The following is an 18,841-nucleotide window of genomic DNA, read 5'->3' on the forward strand; positions in this document are numbered from 1 at the left end:
ACGGGGGGCCACGGAGGGCTCGCGAAACCGGGGGCCTGACGGATCGACAGCGACTTCGAGGTGCGCACCTTGGCTTTCCAGATGCCGGACCGCGGCGGAGGCCCGACGGGTCCACGGATCAGAGCGGGCCGCCCGTCCCGGCGCGTGAGGACCCTGCTCGTGACACTGGGCGTCCTGGCAGTCCTCGGCATGGCGTTCACCATGTTCGCGGGCTTCTGGACGGACTGGCTGTGGTACCGGTCGGTGCACTACTCGTCCGTGTTCACGACCACGCTGTCGACCAAGATCGGGCTGTTCTTCGTCTTCGGCCTGCTGATGGCGCTGGCCGTCGGCGTGAACATCTGGCTCGCGCACCGGCTGCGGCCCCCGCTGAGCGCCATGTCCATGGAGCAGCAGAGCCTCGACCGGTACCGGATGGCCATAGCGCCGTACAAGAAGTGGCTGCTGCTGGCCGTCACCGCCCTGGTCGGCCTCATCGCCGGTGCCTCGGCGTCGAGCCAGTGGCGGACCTGGCTGATGTGGGTCAACGGCGTGCCCTTCCACGAGAAGGACCCGCAGTTCCACCTCGACATCTCCTTCTACGCCTTCGACCTGCCCTGGTACCGGTTCCTGCTGGGCTTCGGCTTCGCCGCGGCGATCCTCTGCCTGATCGCCGCCGCCCTCACCCACTACCTGTACGGCGGGCTGCGCGTCACCAGCCCCGGCGCGCGTGCCACGGCCGCCGCGACCGGGCATCTGTCGGTGCTGCTCGGCATCTTCGTCGCCCTCAAGGCGGTCGCCTACTGGCTCGACCGGTACGGCCTGGCCGTGAAGTCCAGCGACTTCAAGGCCACCGGCAACTGGACCGGCCTGCGCTACGTCGACGCCAACGCCTACCTGCCGGCCAAGACGATCCTGTTCTGCATCGCCGTCATCTGCGCGCTGCTGTTCTTCGCCACGCTGTGGCGGCGTACCTGGCAGCTGCCGGTCATCGGCTTCGGCCTGATGGTGCTCTCCGCGATCCTGATCGGCGGGCTGTACCCGGCGATCGTGCAGAAGTTCCAGGTCCAGCCCAACGAGCAGGCCAAGGAAGCCCCGTACGTCCAGAAGAACCTCAAGGCGACCCGCGAGGCGTACGGCATCGACGACACCAAGGTCAGCGAGTACGCGGGCAAGTCCGCGACCACGGACAAGACCAAGCTGCGCAACGACGCGAACGACGCGGCGAGCATCCGGATCATCGATCCGAACGTCGTCTCGCCCACGTTCCAGCAGTTGCAGCAGATGAAGAACTACTACGGGTTCCCGACCAACCTGGACGTCGACCGCTACCCGACCAAGGACGGCAAGGAGCAGGACACCGTCCTCGGGCTGCGCGAGCTGAACCTGGACGGCATCCCGAAGAACAACTGGATCAACGACCACTTCCGCTACACGCACGGTTACGGCGTGGTCGCCGCGAAGGGCACGGAGGCCGACTCCAACGGCGAGCCGGTCTTCACCGAGTCCGATCTGCCGTCCCGCGGCGACCTGGGCACGTACGAACAGCGGGTCTACTACGGCGAGAAGACCACCACGTACTCCATCGTCGGCGGTCCGCAGAAGGAGATCGACTACTCCGACGACAGCGGGGAGAAGACCACCAGCTACGCCGGCAGGAGCGGGGTCAACCTCGACAACCCGCTCAACCGGGCCGCGTACGCGTTGTCGTTCAACGAGCCGCAGATCCTGTACTCGGGCGCGATCGGCAAGGGCTCGCGGATCCTGTACAACCGCACGCCCAAGGAGCGCGTGGAGGCGGTCGCCCCCTGGCTGACCATCGACGGCGACGCCTACCCGGCCGTGGTCAAGGGCCGCATCCAGTGGATCGTGGACGCCTACACCACGTCGAACGGCTACCCGTACTCGTCCCGTACGACCCTCGGTGACACGACGGCCGACTCGCTGACGGCGACGAACAACTCCCGTGCGGTGGTGGCCCAGCAGAACCAGGTCAACTACATCCGCAACTCGGTGAAGGCGACCGTCGACGCGTACACCGGTGAGGTCAAGCTCTACCAGTGGGACACCCAGGACCCGGTGCTGAAGACCTGGATGAAGGCCTTCCCCGGCACGGTGAAGGCGAAGAGCACCATCTCCGCGGACCTGATGGATCATCTGCGGTACCCGCAGGACCTGTTCAAGGTCCAGCGCGAGCTGCTCACCCGCTACCACGTGACGGACGCCCAGACGTTCCTCAGCGGCAGCGAGGTCTGGCAGGTGCCCGACGATCCGGCCAACGACTCCGGCAGCGCGGTCCCGCCGTACTACCTGAGCATGAAGATGCCGGACCAGACGGCGCAGGCGTTCTCGCTGACGACGACGTTCACGCCCAACGGGCGGGACAACCTGAGCGCGTTCATGGCGGTCGACTCCGATCCGCGCGCCAGCGACTACGGCAAGATCAGAGTCCTGAAGCTGCCGACGAGCACCACCGTCGACGGCCCCAAGCAGGTGCAGAGCCAGTTCAACTCCGAATCGGCCATCGCCGAGACCATCAGCCTGCTCAGCCGCGGGCATTCGAAGGTCGAGTACGGCAATCTGCTGACCGTGCCGCTCGACGGGGGACTGCTGTACGTGGAGCCCGTCTACGTACGCGGCGGATCGCTCAAGTACCCGTTGCTGCGCAAGGTTCTGGTCACCTACGGAGGCAAGACCGCCTTCGAGGACACCCTGGACGCGGCGCTGGACGACGTGTTCGGTGTGAAGGGCACGACCACCACGCCGCCGGACACCGGCACCAACCCGCCCGACACCGGCAACCCCACGGTCAAGCAGGCGCTGGCGGACGCCCAGAAGGCCATCGACGCCGGCAAGGAGGCCCTGCAGCAGCCGGACGGCCCGGACTGGGACGCGTACGCCAAGGCGCAGAAGGACCTGGAGGCGGCGCTGAAGCGAGCTCAGGACGCCCAGTCCAAGACCGAGAAGCCGAACGGCAAGAACGGGAGTTGATCAAGACCACCCCGCACCGTGATACGGTTGCCAGGCAACGGCGCGGGGTGGAGCAGCTCGGTAGCTCGCTGGGCTCATAACCCAGAGGTCGCAGGTTCAAATCCTGTCCCCGCTACTGCGATCGAAGGCCCGGATCCCCAGGGATCCGGGCCTTCGTGGTGTGCGAACTCATGTACTGGGGGGAGGGACGGCCGCGCCGCCGGGGGGAGTTGGGGTCGCGTGTGTTTGACTTGTCGTCCTGTGGGCATGTCGACAAAACGCTGAAGTGACCTCACGGGCTGCGGTATACCGGGTGTACCCAGGTTGCAGGTGGTGCGACGATGGACGTTATGGGGGACAAGGCAACTCTGTTCGAGTCAGGGCGATTTGTGCAGCCTTCCGAGGAGCCGACCCGCGACGACTTGAGCGACACGGGGGATGCCGGGGAAGAAGTACGGCTCGCTCTCGCGGCGCAGAGCGGCGACGCCGAGGCGGCGAGCGTGCTCGGCGCCATGCTCCTTCGCAGGGGCGACCTCGACGGGGCCGAACCCCAGCTGCGGGCCGCCACCGCGGCCGGTGACCGGGCCGCGGCCAACAACCTCGGCGTCCTCCTGCACCAGCGCGGCTACGCCGACGAGGCCGCCGGCTGGTGGCGGATCGCCGCGGTCGCCGGTTCCGCCGCCGCGGCGCACGCCCTGGGCCGCCACCACCGCGAGCGCGGCGACGAGCCGGCTGCAGAGTACTGGCTGCGCCAGTCCGCCGAACAGGGCCACGCCCTCGGCGCCTACGCGCTCGCCGATCTGCTGGAGCACCGCGGGGACGTGGGTGCCGGGCACTGGATGCGGGCCGCGGCCGAGCGCGGGCACCGTGAGGCCGCCTACCGGCTGGCGCGCGCGATCGACCGGAAGGCCGGGCACGAGGACGAAGCCGGGACTGACAACGCTGTCGCCCTCGCCGAGACCGAGCAGTGGTACCGGCAGGCCGCCGCGCGCGGCCACCGGCGGGCCGCGCTGCACCTCGGCGCGATCCTGGAGAAGCGCGGGGAGCTGAAGGAGGCCGGCCGCTGGTACCTGACCTCCGCCAAGGACGGCGAGCCGCGGGCCGCCTGCGCGCTCGGCTTCCTGCTGCGCGACGCCGGGGACACCGAGAACGCGGCCGTGTGGTGGCTGCGCGCGGCCCAGGACGGCGACGGCAACGCGGCGAACGCGCTCGGCGCGCTGCACGCCGAGCGTGGTGAGACGCAGACCGCCGAGCGCTGGTACCGGGCCGCACTGGACGCCGGGGACGACAACGGCGCCTACAACCTCGGGCTGCTCTGCGCGGAGCAGGGCCGGACCGCGCAGGCCGAGCAGTGGTACCGGCGGGCGGCGTACGCGGGACACCGGGAGGCGGCCAACGCGCTGGCCATCCTGCTGCTCCAGGGCGGCGACACGACCGGGGCCGAGCCGTGGTTCTCCAAGGCCGCCGAGGCCGGCAGCGTGGACGCGGCGTTCAACCTCGGGATCCTGTACACGGGGCGCGGCGCCGAGGAGATGGCCCTGCGCTGGTACGAGCGCGCGGCGGCGGCCGGGCACACCGAGGCCGCGCTGCAGGTCGGGATCGCCCGGCAGCGCGAGGGCGACGAGCCCGCGGCCGAGCGGCACCTGCGCTGCGCCGCCGGTGGCGGGAGCGCGGAGGCGGCGTACCGGCTGGCCACCCTGCTCGACGCGCGCCGCCCGCCGGAGCCCGCGCACGAGCTCGGGGAGGTCGTGCACGAGAAGACCGAGTGCGAGGAGTGGTACGAGCGTGCCGCGTCCCAGGGGCACCGGCGGGCGCAGGTGCGGGTCGGGATGCTGGCCGCCGCCCGCGGTGACGTGGTGGAGGCGGCGCGCTGGTACCGGGAGGCCGCGGAGGCCGGGTCGCGCAACGGCGCCTTCAACCTGGGGCTGCTGCTGGCCCGAGAGGGCAGCGAGCCGGAGGCCGCCGTGTGGTGGACCCGCGCCGCCGACGCCGGACACGGGCGGGCGGCGCTGCGGCTGGCCCTGGTCTACGCGCGTCGTGGCGAGCTGGCGGAGGGGCAGCGCTGGGCCGACCGGGCGGTGGCGCTGGGGCCGGCGGAGGTCTCGGAGCGCGCCGGCCGGCTCCGGGACGCGCTGCGGGAGGAGCTGTCGGCGTGAGCCGCCGAGCACTCCCGAGTGATCCGGGACACCTCGCGCCCCATGGATTTGCTTCCGCGCTCTTCCCTCGCGTAATGTCGTGTTCACCGACGCGGGGTGGAGCAGCTCGGTAGCTCGCTGGGCTCATAACCCAGAGGTCGCAGGTTCAAATCCTGTCCCCGCTACTGAAGGCCGAGGGCCGGAATCCAGAAATGGGTTCCGGCCCTCGGTCGTTTCCGCACACCTCATGGACCTTCGGGAGCCCGGGCGCCGCGGGGGTGCCCCGAACGCGGAAAGAGGGGGCTCTCGCCCCCTCCTCGTCGTCCTCCGCGCGCCGTCTACGCGCTCGTGCAGTTCGGGCAGAGCCCGCGGTACGTCACCTCTACGTCCGACACCGTGAAGCCGAAGCGCTCGGAGTCGGGGAGGTCGGCGAGCGGGTTGCCCGTCGGGTGGACGTCACGGATCGAGCCGCACCGGGCGCAGACCAGGTGGTGATGGGGCCGGTGCGCGTTCGGGTCGTACCGCTTCGCGCGCCTGTCGGTCGAGACTTCGAGCACCTCGCCGAGGGTGACCAGCTCGCCCAGCGTGTTGTAGACGGTGGCCCGGGAGATCTCGGGGAGCTTCGCGACAGCCCGCGCGTGGACCTCGTCGGCGGTCAGATGCACGTGCTCGCCGTCGAGGACCTCGGCCACGACGCGCCGCTGCGCGGTCATCCGCCATCCGCGTCCACGGAGCCGTTCCAGAAGGTCGCTCATGGCCACCAGCCTAACAGCAGGGGAGACCAGGTTGGGAACTGGTGTGAGATTGGATCAGTGTTTGACTTAGACAAAGTCCATTGTAGGATCGGCTACGGCTTTGGCCATGGGACAGGATCGGTCAGGAATGACGCAGGAGGCGCACGTGACGCAGGGACCGCTCACCACGGAGGCCGGTGCTCCGGTCGCCGACAACCAGAACAGCGAGACGGCAGGCGTCGGCGGCCCGGTGCTCGTGCAGGACCAGCTGCTCCTGGAGAAGCTGGCCCACTTCAACCGCGAGCGCATCCCGGAGCGCGTGGTGCACGCCCGCGGTGCCGGCGCCTACGGCACGTTCACGGTGACCGCCGACGTCACGGAGTACACGCGGGCCGCGTTCCTCTCCGAGGTCGGCAAGGAGACCGAGGTCTTCCTGCGCTTCTCGACCGTGGCCGGCAACCTCGGCGCGGCGGACGCCGTCCGGGACCCGCGCGGCTTCTCGCTGAAGTTCTACACCGAGGAGGGCAACTACGACCTCGTCGGCAACAACACCCCGGTCTTCTTCATCCGGGACGCGATCAAGTTCCCGGACTTCATCCACACCCAGAAGCGCGACCCGTACACCGGCAGCACGGAAGCCGACAACGTGTGGGACTTCTGGTCGCTGTCGCCCGAGTCGACGCACCAGGTGACCTGGCTCTTCGGCGACCGCGGCATCCCGGCCTCGTACCGGCACATGGACGGCTTCGGCTCGCACACCTTCCAGTGGAACAACGCGGCCGGCGAGGCCTTCTGGGTCAAGTACCACTTCAAGACCGACCAGGGGATCAGGAACCTCACCGCCGCCGAGGCGGAGGTCCTCGCGGGCAAGGACCCCGACTCGCACCAGCGCGACCTGCGCGAGGCGATCGAGCGCGGCGAGTTCCCGAGCTGGACCGTTGGCGTGCAGATCATGCCTGCGGCGGACGCGGCGACGTACCGCTTCAACCCGTTCGACCTCACCAAGGTGTGGCCGCACGCGGACTACCCGGTCGTCGAGATCGGCCGGCTGGAGCTGAACCGCAACCCGCGGAACGTCTTCGCCGAGGTCGAGCAGTCGATCTTCAGCCCCGCGCACTTCGTGCCGGGCATCGGGCCCTCGCCCGACAAGATGCTCCAGGGCCGGCTCTTCGCCTACGGTGACGCGCACCGCTATCGCGTCGGCATCAACGCCGACCACCTGCCGGTGAACCGTCCGCACGCCACCGAGGCGCGCACGAACTCCCGGGACGGCCTCCTCTACGACGGCCGCCACGGCGGTGCGAAGAACTACGAGCCGAACAGCTTCGGCGGGCCGGAACAGACCGGCCGCCCGCTGTGGCAGTCGTTCGACGGCTTCTCGGGCGGCACCGGTGACCACCCGACGCCGGCGCACGCCGAGGACGACGACTTCGTGCAGGCGGGCAACCTCTACCGGCTGATGTCGGACGAGGAGCGCGAGCGGCTGATCGCCAACCTCGCCGGTGCGATCTCGCAGGTCTCGCGCGAGGACATCGCCGAGCGTGCGATCGGCAACTTCGCGGCCGCCGACGCCGACTTCGGCAAGCGGCTGGAGGCGGCGGTGCGGGCGCTGCGCGCCTGAGCGGACGGCACCGGCTGCCCGGTGCCCCTGGATCCTGGGGGAGTGCCCCAGGCCGGGCCGGACCCCACGGTGCTCGGGGTCCGGCCCGTTCCGCTCGCTCAGAGCGCGGGGGCGGGCTCGCGGGCCGGGACCCAGCAGCGGATGATGTCGCGGACCGAGACGATGCCGGCGACCTCGCCGCGGTCCAGGACGACCAGGTGCCGGAAGCCGCCGTGGGCCATGGCCCGGGCGGCTTCCTCCAGCGTCCAGGCCGGGGAGGCGAAGACGACGTCGGTGGTGGTGTGGGCGTGGGCGTGTTCGGCGTCCGGGTCCTGGCCGAGGCCGACGGAGTTGAGGATGTCGCGTTCGGTGAGGATGCCTATGCCGCCGGCGTCCGGGTCGAGGACCACGGCGGCGCCGACGCGGCGGGCGGACATCAGGGCCGCTGCCTGACGGAGGGTGTGGGCGGGGCCGACGGTGAGGATCACCGTGCTCATGGCGTCACGGACGAGCATGGATGGGGCCACCTCCTAGGAATCCGCGCGTGTGCGGGGATTCACAAGTTCACAAGTGGGGGTGACTTCAGGGTGGCAGGTAAAGGGAGAGTCAACAAGAGGGCGCGCGACGTCAGTTGAGGGCGTGCGCGGGATTCGGTCGTTGCTCAGCGACGCCCGCCGAGATACCCCAGCATCTCGTCGTGCAGCAGACCGTTGGACGCGGCGGCGTTGCCGCTGTGCGGGCCCGGACGGCCGTCGAGGCCGGTGAAGGAGCCGCCCGCCTCGGTGACGACGATCGCGGTGGCCGCCATGTCCCACAGCGACAGCTCGGGCTCGGCGCAGATGTCCACCGACCCCTCGGCGACCATCATGTACGGCCAGAAGTCGCCGTACGCGCGGGTGCGCCACACCTGGCGGGTCAGGTCGAGGAAGCCGTCCAGGCGGCCCTGCTCCTCCCAGCCGGAGAGCGAGGAGTACGCGAAGGACGCGTCCGCGAGCCCGTTGACGCCGGAGACGTGCATACGGCTCGCCGAGGTCAGGCTGCGGCCGGTGAAGGCGCCGTGTCCCTTCGCCGCCCACCAGCGGCGGCCGAGCGCGGGCGCGGAGACGAGGCCGACGACGGGCTGGTAGCCGCCCTCGCCCGCCTCCATCAGCGCGATGAGGGTGGCCCACACGGGGACGCCCCGCACGTAGTTCTTGGTGCCGTCGATCGGGTCGATCACCCAGCGGCGTGGACCGCTGCCCTCGAGTCCGTACTCCTCGCCGAGGATCGCGTCCCGCGGTCGGGCGCGCTGGAGCTGGCCGCGGATGAGTTCCTCCGCCGCCTTGTCCGCCTCGCTCACCGGGGTCATGTCCGGCTTCGTCTCCACCTTCAGGTCGAGCGCCTTGAAGCGGTCCATGGTGGTGGCGTCGGCGGCGTCCGCGAGGACGTGGGCGAGGCGCAGGTCGTCGAGGTAGTCCGGCATGTGATGAACCGTATCGGCCCGCACGCCCGCGGGGCCACGGGGGCGGGCCGGCGGCGCCGGCCCGGGCGCGGGCGGCCGAAGCCCGACCCCTTGGCGCCGCGGACCCTTGACAGTGCATACAAGCGCGTCAAACCTGGGCGCAGAGCTGCTCCGCCCCAGGGAGGCGAGGATGCCTGCTGCCCGGGAATCACTACTGGACGCCGCCTACACGGCCCTCGCGCGCCGGCCGTGGTCCGCGGTGCGGATGGTCGACGTGGCCGCGGCGGCCGGCGTGTCCCGGCAGACCCTCTACAACGAGTTCGGCAGCAAGGACGGGCTGGCCCGGGCCCTCGTGCGACGCGAGGCCGACGGCTACCTCGCCGGGGTGGAGCGGGCGCTCGGCGGCTCGGCCGGGCCACGGGAGCGGCTCACCGCGACCGCCGAGTGGACGGCCGCCGCGGGCCGGGACAACGCGCTGGTCCGGGCCATGCTGACCGGCTCCTGGCACGAGCGGCTGCCGGCCCCGCCGCTGGCCGCCGTACCGTCCTCCACCGCCGTGCCCGCGCAGCGCCGGGCCGACGGGCCGCTGCCGACACCCCGCGACTTCGTACGCGCCGTCCGGGACCGTGCCGTGACCGCGCTCAGCGAACCCGGTGCCGCCCCCGCCGACACCGCCGAACTGGCCCGCTCCTGCGAACTGGTCGTGCGCCTCGCCCTGTCCTGTGTGGCGGCGCCACCGGACGAGGGCGGCATGGCGGAGCTGGTGCGTGCCGTGTTCCCCCGCCACGTCGCGTGAGGGCGGGGCCGGGCACCGGGGCGGGACCACCCCTACGAGGGAATCAGTGGGCCGAACCCGAGAGCTGGAGACCGATCACCCCGACGATCACGAAGCTGATCGAGACGATCTTCAGGGTCGACACCAGGTCACCGAGGAAGACCATGCCGTAGATCGCGGTGCCCGCGGCCCCGATCCCGGTCCACACGGCGTAGGCCGGGCCGACGTCGAGCTTCTTCAGTGAAAGGGTCAGCAGACCGAAGCTGCCGAGCGCGAACGAGGCGAAGGCGATCGTCGGCCACAGCCGGGTGAACCCGTGCGAGAGCTTGAGGCACACGGCGAAACCGGTCTCGAGAATCCCGGCCACTATGACCAGCAGCCACGCCATGTGCTGTCCTCCCGTTGGTCCGGATCTCCGGCTCGGTGCGATTATGCACTTGCCGGACTCCGGCCCGGGCAAACAACGCGATGGTCAGTCGCCCTCCCGGCGCTCCCGCGTGGCCAGCAGCCGGCGCAGGGAGTACAGCCGCGCGGGGTCCGCGTGCCCCTCCGCCACCCAGGCGTCCAGCGCGCAGTCCGGCTCGTCGTGGGAGCACGCGCGCGGGCAGCCCTCCGTGCCGGGCTCGAGGTCGGGGAAGGCGTGGATCACCCGGGACGGGTCGATGTGCGCGAGCCCGAAGGAGCGGACGCCGGGGGTGTCGACGACCCAGCCCGCCGCGTCGTCGAGCGGCAGCGCGAGGGCCGAGGTCGTGGTGTGCCGGCCGCGGCCCGTCACCGCGTTCACATGTCCCGTCGTACGCCGGCGCTCCTCGGGCACGAGCGCGTTGACCAGGGTCGTCTTGCCGACGCCGGAGTGGCCAACGAAGGCGGTGATCCGGCCGTCCAGGAGAGTGCGCACCCGGCCCGCCGCGTCGCCGTTCTCCAGCTCGTCGCGGCTGGTGACGACGTACGGGATGTCGAGGTCGCCGTACAGCTCCAGCAGCTTGTCCGGCGGGGCCAGGTCCGACTTGGTCATGACCAGCAGCGGTTCCAGACCGCCGTCGTAGGCCGCGACCAGGCAGCGGTCGATCAACCGCGGCCGGGGCTCGGGGTCGGCGAGCGCGGTGACGATCGCCAGCTGGTCGGCGTTGGCGACGACCACCCGCTCGAACGGATCGTCGTCGTCGGCCGTGCGCCGCAGCAGCGAGGCGCGCGTCTCGATGCGCACGATCCGCGCGAGCGTGTCCTTCTTGCCGGACAGATCGCCCACGAGGGCCACCCGGTCGCCGACCACGGCCGCCTTGCGGCCCAGCTCGCGCGCCTTCATCGCCATCACGATCCGGTCCTCGACCAGGCAGGTCAGCCGCCCCCGGTCGACGGTGAGGACCATGCCCTCGGCCGCGTCCTCGTGCTTGGGCCGGATGTTCGTCCGCGGCCGGTTGCCCTTGCGGTTGGGACGGCTGCGGATGTCGTCCTCGTCGGTGTGCTTGCCGTAGCGGCGCATGGCGTGTCCCTACTGCCCGAGCATCCCGGTCCACAGCTCGGGGAAGTCCGGCAGCGTCTTGGCCGTGGTCGCCACGTTCTCGATCCGCACGCCCTCGACGGCCAGGCCGATGATCGCACCGGCGGTGGCCATGCGGTGGTCCTCGTAGGTGTGGAAGGTGCCGCCGTGCAGGGTGCGCGGGCGGATGTGCAGGCCGTCGGCCGTCTCCGTGACGTCGCCGCCGAGTTCGTTGATCTCCTTGGTGAGCGCGGCCAGCCGGTCCGTCTCGTGCAGCCGCAGGTGGGCCACGCCCCGCAGGGTGGAGGGAGAGTCGGCGAGCGCGGCGACCGCCGCGATGCCCGGGGTCAGCTCGCCGACGTCGCTCAGGTCGACGTCGATGCCGTGAACAGCACCCGAACCGGTGAACACGAGCCCGAACTCGGTCAGGTCGCAGGAGCCGCCCATCTCGGTGAAGATCTCCCGCAGCCGGTCACCCGGCTGGGTGGTGCGGGCCGGCCAGTCCGGGATCAGCACCTTGCCGCCCGTGATCAGGGCCGCCGCGAGGAACGGCTGCGCGTTGGACAGGTCCGGCTCGATCGTCAGGTCCCGGCCGAGCAGGGCGCCCGGCGTCACCCGCCACACGTTGGGCTCGCCGCCCGACTCCGGGGTGTCCACCTGGGCGCCGACCGCGCGCAGCATGTCCACCGTCATCCGGATGTGCGGCATGGACGGCAGCGCGGTGCCGGTGTGCCGGACCTCGACGCCCTGGTTGAAGCGCGGACCGGACAGCAGCAGTGCCGAGACGAACTGGGAGGACGAGGAGGCGTCGATCGACACCGGCCCGCCGTCCAGGGCCCCGCCGCCGTGGACGGTCAGCGGCAGCGCGCCCCGGCCGTCGTCGTCGATCCGGGCACCGAGACGACGCAGCGCGTCGATCACCCCGTGCAGGGGGCGCTCGTACGACCGCGGGTCGCCGTCGAAGCGGATAGGGCCGTCGGCCAGCGCGGCCACCGGGGGCAGGAAGCGCATCACCGTGCCGGCGTTGCCGACGTCGACGGTGGCCGGGCCCCGCAGGCCCGTGGGCAGCACCCGCCAGGCCTCGCCGGCGCCGCCGCCCGAGGAGCTGGAGGACACCGTCTCCTCGATCTCCACGCCCATCGCGCGCAGCGCCCCGGCCATCAGCAGGGTGTCGCGCGAGCGCAGCGGCCGCCGCAGCCAGCCGGGCTCGGAGGCCAGGGCGGCGAGGACGAGGGCGCGGTTGGTGACCGACTTGGACCCCGGCACGTGGACCGTGGCGTCGACGGCTCCGCTCGCGTGCGGGGCGGGCCAGAGTGCGGTGGATGCGGTGTTCGGGGCCATGGGGCCACTTTATAAGGAGGCTCCGGGGTCAACCTTCCAGCAGCCAGCGCCCGCCACCGATGAGCGAGCACAGGGACACCGCGTGGAACAGGAACAGCCACAGGCCCGCCGGCACGTGCGTCAGCCGGGACAGCTGGTCCGCGTCCGAGTCCCCCGCCCCTCCACGGGACCGCTTGGCCTGGAGCTCGAACGGCGGCCGCACCCCGCCGAACAGCAGGAACCACACGACCGCGTACGCGAAGGCCGCCTGCACCTGCGGGCCCGTCAGCCAGGACACCAGCAGGAAGGCGCCGCCCGTGAGGACGACGGTCAGGACGCCGTACGCGTTGCGGATCATCACCAGCATCACCACCAGCAGCGCGGTCGCCGCCCACAGCAGCAGCGTGATGCGGCCGGCGGCCAGCAGGGCGGCTCCGCCCAGGCCCAGCAGCGAGGGCGCCGTGTAGCCGGCGGCGGCCGTCAGGATCATGCCCAGGCCGTACGGCTTGCCGCGGCTGACCGTGAGTCCGCTGGTGTCGGAGTGCAGGCGGATGCCGGTGAGCTGCCGGCCGGTGAGCAGGGCGACCAGACCGTGGCCGCCCTCGTGGGCGATGGTGATCGCGTTGCGGGATATCCGCCACAGCGTGCCGGGGACGACCACGGCGAGCGCGGCGGCCAGCGTGGCCAGCACCACCCACAGGTCGGGGTCGGACTGGGTGCCGGTGAGCCGGTCCCAGACGTCGGGCAGCGCGGTCGCGGCGAGGCTGTCCATGGGGCGGCGTTGCTCCTGTCGTCGTCGTCAACAGGTGTCGGCGCGGGGCGCCGTCGCTGAGGAACGGTGGTCGGTGGACGGGTGGGCCTGGCAGTGTGGCACGTATGTGCGGACGGTATGCATCGAGTCGTGGGCCCGAGGATCTCGCGGGAGTCTTCGAGATCGAGAAGTGGGAGCCGGAGGAGACCCTGGAACCGGACTACAACGTGGCGCCGACCAAGGAGGTCTACGCCGTTCTCGACCGTCCGGTGAAAGACGCGGACTCCCCGCGTCCGGTTCGCCAGCTGCGCAAGCTGAAGTGGGGCCTGGTGCCCTCCTGGGCCAAGACGCCCGAGGGCGGCGCCCGGATGATCAACGCCCGCGCGGAGACCGTGCACGAGAAGCCCTCCTACCGCCGGGCCTTCGCCACCCGCCGCTGCATCCTGCCCGCCGACGGCTACTTCGAGTGGGTCACCGGCAAGCAGGAGCGCGATCTGGAGGAGGAGGGCCGGAAGAAGCGACCGCGCAAGCAGCCCTACTTCGTGCTGCCCGCCGACGGCTCGGTCTTCGCCATGGCCGGGCTGTACGAGTTCTGGCGCGACCGGACCCTGCCCGACGACCACCCGCAGGCCTGGTGGGTCACCTGCTCGGTGATCACCACGGAGGCGGAGCGGACCCCGCTGGCCGTCGCCCCCGCCGAGGGCCCGCGCTCCCTCACCGAGATCCACCCCCGGATGCCGCTGATGCTGACCCCGGACCGCTGGGACGCCTGGCTCGACCCCGCCCGCACCGACCCCGAGGACCTGCGCGGGCTGCTGGCCCCGCCGCCGGCCGGGCTGATGCGCGCCTACCCGGTCTCCACGGCCGTCAGCAACGTCCGCAACAACGGCCCGGAGCTGCTGAAGGAGCTGGAGGGCCCGGAGGAGGGCACACTCTTCTGACGTGAGTACCGAGTCCGACACGACGACCGAGACCGTCGCCACGCAGGCCGGGGACGCCCGGATCACCTGGCACCGGGCGAAGAGGGCGCGGCTGGTGCTGGCCGTGAGCCACGGGGCCGGCGGCGGCATCGAGGCGCGGGACCTGCGGGCCCTCGCCCGGGTGCTGCCCGGGCACGGCGTGAGCGTGGCCCTCGTCGAGCAGCCCTGGCGGGTGGCGGGGAAGAAGCTCGCACCGGCGCCGAAGACCCTGGACGCCGGCTGGCGCGGCCTGTGGCCCGCGCTCGTCGGGCCCGGCCTGCCCGTGGTCTCGGGCGGGCGCAGCGCCGGCGCCCGGGTCGCCTGCCGCACCGCCGGCGAGCTCGGCGCGCACGCCGTGCTCGCGCTGAGCTTCCCGCTGCACCCGCCGGGCCGGCCGGAGAGGTCCCGCGCGGCGGAACTGCTGGGCACGGGGGTGCCCACGCTGGTCGTCCAGGGCGGCAGCGATCCGTTCGGAAGGCCGGCCGAGTTCCCGGCGGGTGACTTCGCACTCGTCGAGGTGCCGCACGGCGACCACGGGTTCGCGGTCCCCAAGCGCGCGGAGACCACCCAGGAACGGGCCCTGGAGATCATCACGGAGAGTGTCGTGGAGTGGGCCGCGTCACTCGGGTGACCCCCGGGAATGCTGCGCGACGCATCGCTGTTGTGGCGGACAGAAGTGCTGAGGCCTCGGCACCGACGTCGTGGGAAAGGAAGTCCGCCGCATGGGTTCGACCATCTGCCCGAGCCGCAGCAGCCGTACTGACCTGGACTGGACGGTGCTGCACGCGGCCAAGGCCACCCCTATTCGAGGGGCGGCGGGCCCGGGTGGTGTTCTATCCTCCGAAACGAGTAGGACCGGTTTCGGTCCTGCCCGGGATCTTGAGGAGGTGGGTCCGGTCACCGGTACCGACGCAGGGACCGACAACGGTCAGGCGGAGCTGCCCGAGGGCCAGGGCGTGAGCGCGGAGGAGTCCTCCGAGTCCACTGCGGAGCGCAGTGCGCGCTTCGAGCGGGACGCGCTCGAATTCCTCGACCAGATGTACTCGGCCGCGCTGCGCATGACGCGCAATCCGGCCGACGCCGAGGACCTGGTGCAGGAGACGTACGCCAAGGCCTACGCGTCCTTCCACCAGTTCCGCGAGGGCACCAACCTCAAGGCGTGGCTGTACCGGATCCTGACCAACACGTTCATCAACTCCTACCGCAAGAAGCAGCGTGAGCCCCAGCGCTCCGCCGCGGAGGAGATCGAGGACTGGCAGCTCGCCCGTGCCGAGTCGCACATGTCGACCGGTCTGCGCTCCGCCGAGTCGCAGGCGCTCGACCACCTGCCCGACTCGGACGTGAAGGAAGCGCTGCAGGCGATCCCCGAGGAGTTCCGCATCGCCGTCTATCTCGCGGACGTCGAGGGGTTTGCCTACAAGGAGATCGCGGACATCATGGGGACACCCATCGGTACGGTGATGTCCCGGCTGCACCGGGGCCGCCGTCAGCTGCGCGGCATGCTGGAGGACTACGCCCGTGAGCGCGGGCTGGTGCCCGCCGGCGCCGGGGAGTCGAACGAAGCGAAAGGCTCGGGCTCATGAGCTGCGGAGAGCCGCACGAGACGGACTGCAGTGAGGTCCTGGACCATCTGTACGAGTTCCTCGACAGTGAGATGCCGGACGTCGACCGCGACAAGTTCCAGCACCACTTCGAGGAATGCTCGCCGTGCCTGGAGAAGTACGGCCTGGAGCAGGCCGTGAAGAAGCTCGTCAAGCGGTGCTGCGGCCATGACGACGTGCCCTCCGACCTGCGCGCCAAGGTCATGGGACGGATCGACCTGATCCGCTCCGGACAGACCGTGCCGGAGCACGACGTCACCGCCACCGCCCAGGAGAGCTGACCGCCGGGACATCACCCGAACGTGCTAATCCTCAGGTCATAGGCCCCGCCTCCCTCCCGGCCCGCCCTAGGCTCCGAGCCTGGACGGGCACGGTCGGGGAAGGGGCGCGATGGAGGCGGTACCGGCGAGGGCTCGCGCCTATGTGGCCTGCGTCGCCCTGCTGGCCGTGGTCTGCCTCCTGCCGCTGCCGCGCACCCACGCCCCCTGGTGGCCGATCGGCCTGCTCGCGGCGCTCTACGCGGCCTGCGAGCACCCCCTGGGCCGCCGTTTCGGCGGCACCTTCTACCCGGTCCTGCTGGCCGGAGCGTTTCTGCTGCCCCCGCCGGCCGCCGCGCTCGTTCCGGTGCCCGCGGCGCTGTTCGCGCGCGGGGAGCACCGGCCGGCGCCGCTGCGGCGCGTCTGGCGCGCCGCACAGCCGTCACTGGCCGTGTGGGGCGCCGCCCACGTCCACTGGGCGCTCGGCGGCCGGGACGCCGTCGTCGACCGCGACTTCCCCTACGCGCTGCTGCCCGCCGGCGCGGCCGTCCTCGCGTTCTGCCTGATCCTCACCGTCCTCGACGGCGGCATCCTCGCCCTCACCGTGGGCGTGCCCGCGCCCCCGGGCGGGGAGCGCGCCCGCGCGCCGGGCCTGGCGCGGGCTGCTCGCCCGCTCGCTCGCGCCGGTCGCCGTGCATGGACTCGCCGGGCTGATGATGGCCGTCCTGTGGCGCAGCCCCTACGGCCCGGCCGCCGCGCTGCTCGTGCTGCTGCCGATGTGCGTCTCCTGGTGGGTGTTCGCCCAGTACCACCGTGAGCGCGCCGCGCACCAGGCCACCATCCGCGCCCTGGTGCAGGCCGTCGACATCAAGGACGGCTACACACGCGGCCACAGCGAACGCGTCGGACAGGCCTCCGTGCTGATCGCCCGCGAACTCGGCATGGACGACGAACGCGTCGAGGTGCTGCGCTTCGCCGGCATCCTGCACGACGTCGGCAAACTCGGCGTGCCCACCCGGCTGCTGCGCAAGGACGGCCCGCTGACCCCCGAGGAACGCCGGATCATCGAGCTGCACCCCGAGTACGGCCACGAGATGGTGCGCGGGATCTCCTTCCTCGGCGAGGCCCGCGCCGCGATCCTGCACCACCACGAGCGCCTCGACGGCAGCGGCTACCCGTACGGCCTCGCTGGCACCCGGATCCCCGAGTGCGCCCGCGTCGTCGCCGTCGCGGACGCCTTCGACGCGATGACCTCCACCCGGTCCTACAGCCGGGCGCGGCCCGTCCCCGCCGCGGTGGCCGAGCTGGAGCGCTGCGCCGGCTCCCACTTCGACCCCCGCATGGTCGCCGCGCTCGTGCGCGCCCTGCGCCGCCACGGCTGGCATCCCGCGGTCACCGCCGACGAGCCCGCCCACGACAGGGCACCCCGGCAGCGGCCGGCCGGCACCGGGACGCCCCGATGACGGCCCCGCTGCGGCTCGTCCACGGCGCCGCCGCCCTCGTCGCGGCCGGCTGCCTGGCCCTCACCCTGGCGAGCGGCCTCCGGGAAGGGGGCGTCGCGCTCGCCTTCGGTGTGCTCATCGCCGTCGGCGAGCTGACCCGCTGGGGCGCCGCCCCCGGCCGGCAGGCCGCGCCCTCGGCGCCGCCGGATCGCTGTCGTACGCCCTGCTGGGCGCCGACGCCGGGCGGCCCACGCAGCACGGCGCCGCCCAGGTCGTCACCGTCGTCCTCACCGCCGCCCTGCTCGGCGCCGTCCCGCACATCTGGTCCGGCCGCACCCCCACCCGCGATCACCTGGCCCGCCGCGTCCTCACCGTCGGCTTCGCCGCCGTCTGCTTCCAGCCCCTCTACAACCGGGGCGTCTTCGACTCCTGGGACGGCCCCGCCTACGCCCTGCTCCTGGTCGCCCTGCTCAGCCTCAGCGCGCTCTGCGACGCCGTGCTGGCCGCAGCCCTGGCCCACTTCCGCACCCGCTGGCCGTTCGGCCCGCTGCTGCGCGAGGAGCTGCACGGGCTGCTCGGCATCGGCTCCGCCGTCTGCGCGACCGGCGCGGTGATGGCGCTCGGGGTCGCCGTCGCGGGCCTGTGGGCGCTGCCCGTCTTCTGCCTGCCCCTGCTCCTCACCCAGCTCTCCGTGCGCCGGCACGCGGCCGTCCGCGCCACCTACCGGCAGACCATCGCCTCCCTCGCCCGCGCCACGGAGATCGCCGGGTACACCCCCGCCGGTCACGCCCACCGGGTCGCCGCGCTCAGCCTCGCCGTCGGCCGGGACCTCGGCCTGACCGGCCCCGAGCTGACCGTGCTGGAGTACGCGGCCCTCATGCACGACATCGGCCAGCTCAGCCTGGTCGACCCGGTCCCGGCCGGTGCCACCGCGGACCTGCCCGACGATGAGCAGCGGCGGATCGCCCTGCTCGGCGGTGCCGTCGTCCGGCAGACCGGCGTGGACGCGGCCGTCGCGGTCGTCGTCGAGCGGCAGGCCGACCCCTGCCGTGAGCAGCCCGTCGCCGCGCGGATCGTCCGGGCCGTGAACGCGTACGAGGAGAAGACCCGGGGTACCGGCCCCGAGGGACCGCTGCGTGCGCTGGAGGAACTGCGTCTCGGCACCGCCGGGGACTACGCTCCGGAGATCGTGGAGTCGCTGGCACGGGTCCTCACCCAGCCGCGGGGACGCGGCGAGAGCGTGCCGACCGGGGGCGGCGGGAGACGCGCGGCACTGTCTGACCCCGTCCGCGGCTGGGTAACCCATGGGTAATGAGCGCCTTTCGCACCGCACGTGGTTGGATGCGAGGGAGAGGGTGTCCGGGGGCACAAGCCAGCCCACTGAGCGGAACTGGAAC

General features: G+C 72.1%; 15 protein-coding genes, 2 tRNA genes and 2 pseudogenes. 12 read left to right on the plus strand and 7 right to left on the minus strand.

The genetic code is table 11. The annotated features are described in order from the left end of the window. Positions 1-81: 81 nt before the first annotated feature. The 4 genes from N8I86_RS25085 to N8I86_RS25100 all read left to right on the plus strand — a co-directional run bounded on the left by N8I86_RS25085 (position 82) and on the right by N8I86_RS25100 (position 5,269). Positions 82-2,970, plus strand: a complete 2,889-nt coding sequence (locus tag N8I86_RS25085; RefSeq protein WP_241840789.1) for a UPF0182 family membrane protein — start codon at positions 82-84, stop codon at positions 2,968-2,970. Positions 2,971-3,011: 41 nt separating this feature from the next. Continuing rightward, positions 3,012-3,085: transfer RNA gene (locus tag N8I86_RS25090), tRNA-Met, on the plus strand. Between the two features lie 205 nt (positions 3,086-3,290). Then, positions 3,291-5,105, plus strand: a complete 1,815-nt coding sequence (locus N8I86_RS25095; protein ID WP_263278764.1) for a tetratricopeptide repeat protein — start codon at positions 3,291-3,293, stop codon at positions 5,103-5,105. A gap of 90 nt (positions 5,106-5,195) precedes the next feature. Continuing rightward, positions 5,196-5,269, plus strand: a tRNA-Met gene (locus tag N8I86_RS25100). Positions 5,270-5,422: 153 nt separating this feature from the next. Here N8I86_RS25100 and N8I86_RS25105 read toward each other — a convergent pair. Beyond that, positions 5,423-5,839, minus strand: coding sequence for a Fur family transcriptional regulator (locus N8I86_RS25105; RefSeq protein WP_073889354.1), 417 nt, complete (start codon positions 5,837-5,839; stop codon positions 5,423-5,425). A gap of 145 nt (positions 5,840-5,984) precedes the next feature. On the opposite strand from N8I86_RS25105, the gene N8I86_RS25110 reads away from it, so the two are divergent. Continuing rightward, on the plus strand, positions 5,985-7,439 hold the full coding sequence (locus N8I86_RS25110; RefSeq protein WP_123439581.1) for a catalase: 1,455 nt from the start codon (positions 5,985-5,987) through the stop codon (positions 7,437-7,439). A 98-nt stretch (positions 7,440-7,537) separates the two neighbouring features. Here N8I86_RS25110 and N8I86_RS25115 read toward each other — a convergent pair whose 3' ends face one another. Further along, positions 7,538-7,933 (minus strand): CBS domain-containing protein, encoded by a 396-nt coding sequence (locus N8I86_RS25115; RefSeq protein WP_073889355.1) that lies wholly within the window; start codon positions 7,931-7,933, stop codon positions 7,538-7,540. Between the two features lie 146 nt (positions 7,934-8,079). Then, the gene (gene hisN, locus N8I86_RS25120; protein ID WP_073889357.1) at positions 8,080-8,880 is read right to left on the minus strand and encodes a histidinol-phosphatase; all 801 of its coding nucleotides are present in this window, start codon (positions 8,878-8,880) and stop codon (positions 8,080-8,082) included. 169 nt (positions 8,881-9,049) lie between these two features. On the opposite strand from hisN, the gene N8I86_RS25125 reads away from it, so the two are divergent. Beyond that, positions 9,050-9,655 (plus strand): TetR/AcrR family transcriptional regulator, encoded by a 606-nt coding sequence (locus tag N8I86_RS25125; RefSeq protein ID WP_073889358.1) that lies wholly within the window; start codon positions 9,050-9,052, stop codon positions 9,653-9,655. A 43-nt stretch (positions 9,656-9,698) separates the two neighbouring features. Here N8I86_RS25125 and N8I86_RS25130 read toward each other — a convergent pair whose 3' ends face one another. The 4 genes from N8I86_RS25130 to N8I86_RS25145 form a co-directional block, all read right to left on the minus strand. Next, complete coding sequence (locus N8I86_RS25130) at positions 9,699-10,022, minus strand: DMT family transporter (RefSeq protein WP_073889359.1); 324 nt, start codon at positions 10,020-10,022, stop codon at positions 9,699-9,701. Positions 10,023-10,106: 84 nt separating this feature from the next. Continuing rightward, on the minus strand, positions 10,107-11,117 hold the full coding sequence (rsgA, locus tag N8I86_RS25135; protein WP_073889361.1) for a ribosome small subunit-dependent GTPase A: 1,011 nt from the start codon (positions 11,115-11,117) through the stop codon (positions 10,107-10,109). Positions 11,118-11,126: 9 nt separating this feature from the next. Then, on the minus strand, positions 11,127-12,455 hold the full coding sequence (aroA, locus tag N8I86_RS25140) for a 3-phosphoshikimate 1-carboxyvinyltransferase (RefSeq protein ID WP_263278765.1): 1,329 nt from the start codon (positions 12,453-12,455) through the stop codon (positions 11,127-11,129). 28 nt (positions 12,456-12,483) lie between these two features. Then, the gene (locus tag N8I86_RS25145; protein ID WP_073889364.1) at positions 12,484-13,206 is read right to left on the minus strand and encodes a M50 family metallopeptidase; all 723 of its coding nucleotides are present in this window, start codon (positions 13,204-13,206) and stop codon (positions 12,484-12,486) included. A 104-nt stretch (positions 13,207-13,310) separates the two neighbouring features. Here N8I86_RS25145 and N8I86_RS25150 point away from each other — a divergent pair, with 104 nt between their 5' ends. The 6 genes and pseudogenes from N8I86_RS25150 to N8I86_RS25175 all read left to right on the plus strand — a co-directional run bounded on the left by N8I86_RS25150 (position 13,311) and on the right by N8I86_RS25175 (position 18,756). After that, positions 13,311-14,126, plus strand: coding sequence for an SOS response-associated peptidase (locus N8I86_RS25150; protein WP_073889365.1), 816 nt, complete (start codon positions 13,311-13,313; stop codon positions 14,124-14,126). Between the two features lies 1 nt (position 14,127). Beyond that, positions 14,128-14,775 (plus strand): alpha/beta hydrolase family protein, encoded by a 648-nt coding sequence (locus N8I86_RS25155; protein WP_263278766.1) that lies wholly within the window; start codon positions 14,128-14,130, stop codon positions 14,773-14,775. A gap of 256 nt (positions 14,776-15,031) precedes the next feature. Next, positions 15,032-15,727 (plus strand): RNA polymerase sigma factor SigR, encoded by a 696-nt coding sequence (gene sigR, locus N8I86_RS25160; protein WP_198960315.1) that lies wholly within the window; start codon positions 15,032-15,034, stop codon positions 15,725-15,727. Continuing rightward, positions 15,724-16,026 (plus strand): mycothiol system anti-sigma-R factor, encoded by a 303-nt coding sequence (gene rsrA, locus N8I86_RS25165; RefSeq protein WP_073889370.1) that lies wholly within the window; start codon positions 15,724-15,726, stop codon positions 16,024-16,026. Before sigR ends, rsrA begins: the two co-directional genes overlap by 4 nt. Before the next feature lie 109 nt (positions 16,027-16,135). Then, positions 16,136-17,465: pseudogene (locus N8I86_RS25170) on the plus strand (HD-GYP domain-containing protein). Then, a pseudogene (locus N8I86_RS25175) lies at positions 17,462-18,756 on the plus strand (HD-GYP domain-containing protein). Before N8I86_RS25170 ends, N8I86_RS25175 begins: the two co-directional pseudogenes overlap by 4 nt. The last annotated feature ends 85 nt before the right edge of the window (positions 18,757-18,841 follow it).

Origin of the sequence: Streptomyces albidicamelliae (genome assembly GCF_025642175.1) — a bacterium.
GTDB classification, from domain to species: Bacteria; Actinomycetota; Actinomycetes; order Streptomycetales; family Streptomycetaceae; genus Streptomyces; species Streptomyces albidocamelliae.